Origin of the sequence: Protofrankia sp. Cr1, from assembly GCF_963555865.1 — a bacterium.
Classification (GTDB): Bacteria; Actinomycetota; Actinomycetes; order Frankiales; family Frankiaceae; genus Protofrankia.
This window is the reverse complement of record NZ_CAUVXO010000302.1, coordinates 1-6095: the sequence shown is the minus strand read 5'-3', so window position 1 is coordinate 6095 and position 6095 is coordinate 1. Positions and strand designations below refer to the sequence as shown.

Below are 6095 nucleotides of genomic sequence, written 5' to 3'. Positions count from 1 at the left end.
GAAGGAGACCTACCGGCTCGTCACCACCGTCCTGGACCCCGACGCCGCGCCCGCCGCCGAACTCGCCGCCCTCTACAGCGACCGGTGGGAAGCCGAGACCCTCCTCGACGAGATCAAAGTCCACCAGCAGGACGGCCGGCTGGTCCTGCGGTCCCGCGCCCCCGACCGGGTCGAACAGGAACTCTGGGGCGTCCTGCTGCTGCACCGGGCGTTACGGAAGCTGATCCACGACACCGCGCTACGCGAAGGAGTCGACCCCGACCGGCTCTCGTTCACCCACACCGTCAGCATCGTCCGCCGCTAGGTCGTGCGCCGGGCGATTCTCCCCTCCGCCGGACCGCCCGGATCCTCGCCGCGGTGACCGCTGAGATCGCCGAACACGTCCTACCGAAACGCGCCCGTTCCAATCCCCGCGTCGTCCGCCGCACCACACGCACCCCGTTCCCCGCCAAGAAGCCGGTCGACAAGCACCTCACCGGACCGCCACCCACCGTCGTCACAGTCCTGATTCGAACCTAAGTTCCTGGTATTGGGCCGGGCCGTCAAGACGATCGCTGCCGCCACGACCTGAACCGGTCCCGCTTCCTTGGACAGCGAACTTGAGGTATTTAACTACAGATCCTTACGCCACAGCGCCCTCAACCTCGTCACGGTCCGTAACAGTTAGGCGAAGTAGTGGCTCGTTGCTGGGAATAGCTCATTCGTCGCGGAGCATCTGAGCGACAAAGTGTGCGCGACTCGGTGAGTTCACCTTGTTGAGCACGGCCGAGACGTGTCGCTTGGCGCTGTGCAACGAGATCCCCACCCTGTCGGCGATCTGCCGATTACTGAGTCCCTCCAAGAGTAAGGCGACGACGTCGCGCTCGCGAGGGTTGAAATAGGGACGGTGATGCGATCGTGATGTCTCGCCCGATCGGGCACGGTCGAGGAGGTAGCTCGTGATCGGCAGGGGCATGGGTACAACTCCGCCCATCAGGGCCAGCAGCGTGCTATCCAGCGTCGCCTCCGTGAGGTCGTGCACCATGATGTAGCCGTCTACGTGCGTCCTAGCGGTCATGGCAAGGTACCCGGGGTCGGCCTTAGCGACCAATTTTAGTATACGGCTCGTAGGGAATTTGATCCGGACCTGGTCGGCGATATCGTCGGGACCGCAACAGCTGGCGATGATGACATCGGGGTTCCATTCGCCACCGCGCACCTCAAGTGCAACGAGCAATTCCTCCATACTGCGATGACATTCGAGAGTGGTGATCCCCTGGAGTCTTCGGAGCATGCTCTCCAATCCACGGCGGTGGACTTCCAGTAGCTCCAACACAGCGACATCCATTTCCCTTGGCCTCCTGCACTCCGTAATCCACCTGGCTGAGACTTGAAATCGTTGAAGTGTTTCACCTCCCCCAGACCGGCCTCAGAGAGCTTCGACGGCTGGGGTTCTCGCGGAAAAGCCGCTGGGGACCACCGGTAGGCGTCGAAGAGATCCGAGCGGGCGAATATCCCGTCGCTGCCGACCTTGGTGGATCGGACTGCCCGGGTGCGGGCTCCGACGGCGTGGCCAAGGCCGCGGAAGCAGGGGCCGCACTCGGCGGACAGTTCGGCCTCGTCGAAGTAGGCGATCCACGCGGGGTCGTCGCCGGGGTCGGGGCGGGAGAAGGCCTTCTCGACGGCCGTCAGGGAGGCGTCACAGGCGGGGGCGTCTTCGCGGCTGGGGGCCCCGCGGGCACCTGTCGCGTAGAACTGCGCGGTCATCGTCCCCGTGGCCACCCCTTTCGTGCGGACGACGGCGCTCCGGGCGAGGCAGGCGGCCTGGCGGAGTAAATGAGGAATGTGGCCTGCTGGCTCATCACGGATGGTGCGCTTCCGCCGAGCCTGCGGTCGTCGCCGTTCACGGCGCGGTGTAGGGCCTAAACGAGGTCGCGTTGTGCAATGCCATGGGCTCCGGCGTCGGAGGCCATCCCGCCGGCCGACAGCATGGACTCGGCGGCCGTGCGGCAAGGCGGCGACGTCGCCGGACAGAAGGCCGATCAGGCCGTGGCGGGCGTGGCCACCACCGTGGCGGTTGTCCAGGTCGGCGAACAGCGCGGTTGTCGCAGGCACGGCGGTGATGTCGGGGGCCCCGACCATACGGCCGGCGGCGGATTGACGGCGAGCGCAGGGGCGGGTGCGCAGCAGCCAGTCCAGCGCCATTTCCGGCCACAACGCCAGGTCGTGCGCGGTCTGCTCGGCTGATTCAGGTCGGCGCTCGGCCTGGCGGACAGGGAGTAGACCCGTGTCGTCGACGCCGGGACGTGTGGCGGGCGTCTCAGGCAACGTCGAAGCCGGGCGGGATGGTACGGCGGCTTCGGCCTGGTCGGGCTCGGCGAGTCCGAGACGTCGGGGCGGAATGCCCAGACCGCTCGCGAAGCGGTCGAACGGCACGAGAGCTTCCACCCGGGGTTCGCCCGGCACGAGGGCGTTGAGGGGTGGGCTCGCCGACTCCGATCACGCGGACGAGCTGGGTCTGTGGGGCGCCGGTCCACCACCGGTAGGTCGCGAGAACCTCGCCCGTGTCGCGCTCCGGCAGGGCAGTCGCCATCTCGTGGCGGTCCCAGAGCTCAGATGGGGTGGTCGGCACGACGCTGCGTGGAGTCATGATCAAGGCTCCTCAGGATAACGGCGGTCCGCTGTACCTGGGCTTGTGCGGGTGGTGACATTCTCCCCTCTTTTGTTGCCATCCGTCTACGTGTTACCGGTTACCGGTCACCGGACGGCGCGAGGCTGCCGGCCGGCCCCGCCGCGCCGACCACGGCGCCCGGGCGCGGCGGGGCCGCCAACCGGGACGGCGAGCAGCGCGGAGGGCACGGGACGGGACGGAGAACTCGCGGACGGCGCGGACCACGGCGGCCGTGAATCGGCGGAGGTGGCGACGCCGTGGGCCGGCGACGACTGGGCGCTCGTCGTCGGGTCGGGTTCGGACCGGCGCTGTTCGGAGCTGATCCGGGACCGGCCGACGATCGATGTGGACTCTACCGACGTGAAGGTCCACGGCCGGACCAAGCGGGGTGTGGCCTACACCTACGAAGGAAAAAGGCCGGGCGGCCGTTGCTGGCAAGCTGGGCGCGGACCGGGCTGGTTCTGGCCGCCGACCTTCTGTTCGGGGACTAGGACGTCGGCCCGCGCTGCGCCAGCCTGCTCGGCCGTGGGCTGGCACACCGGCTGCGATGTGCATGCCGCCGCTGGTGCGGGCCCGCTTCCGGGTTCTTCACCGGGGAGCTCGCCCTCGCCGCGGTCCTCGCCGCAAAGGACCAGGCCGCAAGTGCTGGCGAATCTAGGTCTGACGGCGGGTTGCACGTTGGTCCGCGCCATTGTCCGCGCTTTCGTGCGGCATTTCTTTCGCACCTTCGAGGCTTGCCTGCAGCGGTGTGATCTCGCGAATATTCACCGGTTCACTGGCGGCACGGCAAACAAGGCGACTAAAGTCCTTAGGTGGATTATGAAAAATCTTGGTATATCGGCTCGTTGACCAGGGGTTTCGCCGCACCCAGAACGTGGACCGTCAATAGATATTGACATTTTCCCTTGGGGTGGTAGACGATGTTGTTGTGTCGAATCTCGTGCCGACTGGCGTATCTGTCCTGGACATTGATCCGTTCGCCGAGGATTTCCAGCGCAATCCCGACACGTTCCATGAGCGGCTCCGGGAGGCCGGCCCGGTGGTCTTCCTGGAGCGTTACCGCGTGTGGGCGGTGGCCCGGTACGCCGAGGTCCACGAGGTGTTGCGCGACCATGAGAGGTTCTGTTCGGCCGCAGGGGTCGGGCTCGCCAACTTCTGGCATGAGGAGCCGTGGCGGCCCCCAAGCCTGCTGGTGGAGGCGGACCCGCCGGCACACGCCCGGCCACGGCGGATCACCGCGAGGGTGCTGTCGCCACGGGCGATCGAACGGTTGCGGCCGGAGCTCGAGCGGCACGCCGAGGAACTGGTGATGGAGGTCATGGCGAGCGGGCGGTTCGACGGGGTTACCGATCTGGCGAAACCGTACCTGGTGCGGGCGTTCCCGGACGCTTTCGGGCTGGAGCCGGCGGGGGGGGAGAAGCTGCTCCGGTACGGGGACATGGCGTTCAACCTGTTCGGCCCGCGTAATCGGCTCTCCCAGGAGGCGATGGCTGCGGGCATGCCGATTCACGAGTGGTTCGCCGAGCAGTGCGAACGAGATTCGATGGCCGCCGGCGGGCTGGGCGCGGCCGTGTACGCCGCCGTCGACCGTGGTGAGGCCACCGAGGACGAGGCGGGTATGTTGGTGCGCGCGCTGATATCGGCGGGCCTCGACTCCACCATAGATGCCATCGTCTGGACGCTATATCTGCTCGCCACCCATTCCAGGGAATGGGCGGCGTTGCGGGACGACCCTACGCTGGCCCGGCCGGCCTTCGAGGAAGCCTTGCGGTACTACTCTCCCGTACAGCATTACTTCCGTACCACCACCCGCGAAGTGCGGCTGGCCGACACAGTGATCCCGGCCCAGGAAAAGGTCATGTGCTTTGTCGGCGCCGCCAACCGCGACCCTCGCGAATGGGATGACCCCGACCGCATCGACATTCGGCGAAGCGCCGCGACCCATCTGGCCTTCGGTTCGGGCATCCACGCCTGCGTGGGCGCGGCGTTCGCCCGGCTCGAGGCGGAGAGCCTGCTCAACGCGCTGGCCCGGCAGGCCCGCACCCTTGAACTGGCCGGCCCGCCACACCCACGCCTCCACAACGTACTCAGGGCCCTGGCCCACCTGCCCCTACAGGTCCGTACCGCGTGAGGCGAACGGTCCGGCGATCCGGCGGTGTCGTGCGGGAGCTCAGGACGTAGAGCTCATCGAACGAGGTAATGCCTGTGACGCTGCGCCCGCCTCAGCCAGAAGACCAGACCGACTACATGCGGCAGATGAGTGCATTGTCGCCCGACGTTCGGGGTGAGGACGGCGGCGTCGCTGTCGGCGAGGCGGGCGCGGCTGGGGGTTCCTCATCGACAGTGCCAACTCAGCCGGGCGCAGCTGGTAGGCCTTCTGGTCCATCAGGAACCCGTCGACCAGGGCCAGACCGTGCTCCGTCTGCGGCAGGAACGTCTTGCGAATCACCGCTTCCAGGAACAGCCGACCCCTGCGATGGTTGGGCGAGCCGTCCGCGGCCAGCACCGTCTTCCAAAGATCAAGAACCTGGATCCTGTCGGGCTTCTCCAGCTCCTCAAAGAACACCGCGTCTATGCCCCGCACGAACGGCGAGACGCCGGTGACCTCGAGCATCCACCCGTCACGCGCCGTGCGATGCATACCCCGTACCAGCCACAGCTCGTCGCGGACGAGAATCTGGCTACCGGGCGGGAATCCCGACGTCTCTTCCTCACCGGACGCGGCCGTCTCGGCGAGCTCCACCGGGCTAGCCTCGAGGCCCTCAGTCACCGTCCAGAGTTGGCCACCTGTGACCCCGGACGGCACGCTCACACCCGCCCCGGTCCTCCCCGCATTCCCCCGCCCCGTCCGTCCCACCCGCCGCATTACCGGCGGGAGCCGACCAATTGGGAACTCACCGCGTATTGAGCACGCAGCCGATCCGCCACCTCCCACGGGTACCGTTGCCGACCCGCGGAACCTCGGACCGGCCCGGGGGCAGGGCTGCGGACGTGGGTGTGGATCGCGGCCGGAGTGGCGCACCACCCGCGCAGACTGCCGTTCAGCTGATTCCTTCCGCGGCTAGATCAAGAGACCTCGCTGGATTTTGGCTGTCCTGGCGTGTTAATGAGTTGTTGGCCGTCGATCAATCTGCTCGGCCGGTGGAGGGTCCCAGCTGGCTTCGCCGGGTGGGTTCTGGATCTGGCTACGATCTTGTGATCGGGCCTGGCCATTGGTACCCGCGATGGCTGGTGGATGCCGCGAACCGCCAACGTCCGGTTGGTGGTCGACGACCCTGTCCTGAAGAATGACAGGACGGCTACCGTTGCGATGGTCCGGTACCTCCCCGCGCCGCCTACCGGTCATCGGGTGCACCGCTGCGACGGGCATCGAACCCGTCAGGGGAAGGACGAGCAGTCCATGAACCTTAATGCCCAGTTCGACGACCATCGGTGGATGACGCGT

Annotated in this window: 6 protein-coding genes and 1 pseudogene; 5 read left to right on the top strand and 2 right to left on the bottom strand. The window is 67.1% G+C overall.

Features of this window, described 5'->3' with window-relative positions:
• Both U9980_RS19670 and U9980_RS19665 read left to right on the top strand, forming a co-directional pair.
• A pseudogene (locus U9980_RS19670) lies at positions 1–368 on the top strand (transposase); the annotation flags it as partial.
• Positions 358–519 (top strand): hypothetical protein, encoded by a 162-nt coding sequence (locus tag U9980_RS19665; protein ID WP_322769265.1) that lies wholly within the window; start codon positions 358–360, stop codon positions 517–519. The pseudogene U9980_RS19670 and the gene U9980_RS19665, both read left to right, overlap by 11 nt.
• Before the next feature lie 178 nt (positions 520–697).
• On the opposite strand, the gene U9980_RS19660 is transcribed toward U9980_RS19665, so the two are convergent.
• Positions 698–1327, bottom strand: a complete 630-nt coding sequence (locus U9980_RS19660) for a LuxR C-terminal-related transcriptional regulator (protein WP_322769264.1) — start codon at positions 1325–1327, stop codon at positions 698–700.
• A gap of 596 nt (positions 1328–1923) precedes the next feature.
• Here U9980_RS19660 and U9980_RS19655 point away from each other — a divergent pair.
• Entirely contained in the window at positions 1924–2226 is a 303-nt protein-coding gene (locus U9980_RS19655; RefSeq protein ID WP_322769263.1) for a hypothetical protein, read from the top strand.
• Positions 2227–3578: 1352 nt separating this feature from the next.
• On the top strand, positions 3579–4781 hold the full coding sequence (locus tag U9980_RS19650; protein WP_322769262.1) for a cytochrome P450: 1203 nt from the start codon (positions 3579–3581) through the stop codon (positions 4779–4781).
• 39 nt (positions 4782–4820) lie between these two features.
• Here U9980_RS19650 and U9980_RS19645 read toward each other — a convergent pair whose 3' ends face one another.
• Complete coding sequence (locus U9980_RS19645; protein WP_322769261.1) at positions 4821–5462, bottom strand: hypothetical protein; 642 nt, start codon at positions 5460–5462, stop codon at positions 4821–4823.
• Positions 5463–5885: 423 nt separating this feature from the next.
• Between U9980_RS19645 and U9980_RS19640 the strand changes: the two genes are divergently transcribed.
• The coding region (locus U9980_RS19640) for a hypothetical protein (RefSeq protein ID WP_322769260.1) at positions 5886–6095 on the top strand (210 nt) is incomplete at its 3' end.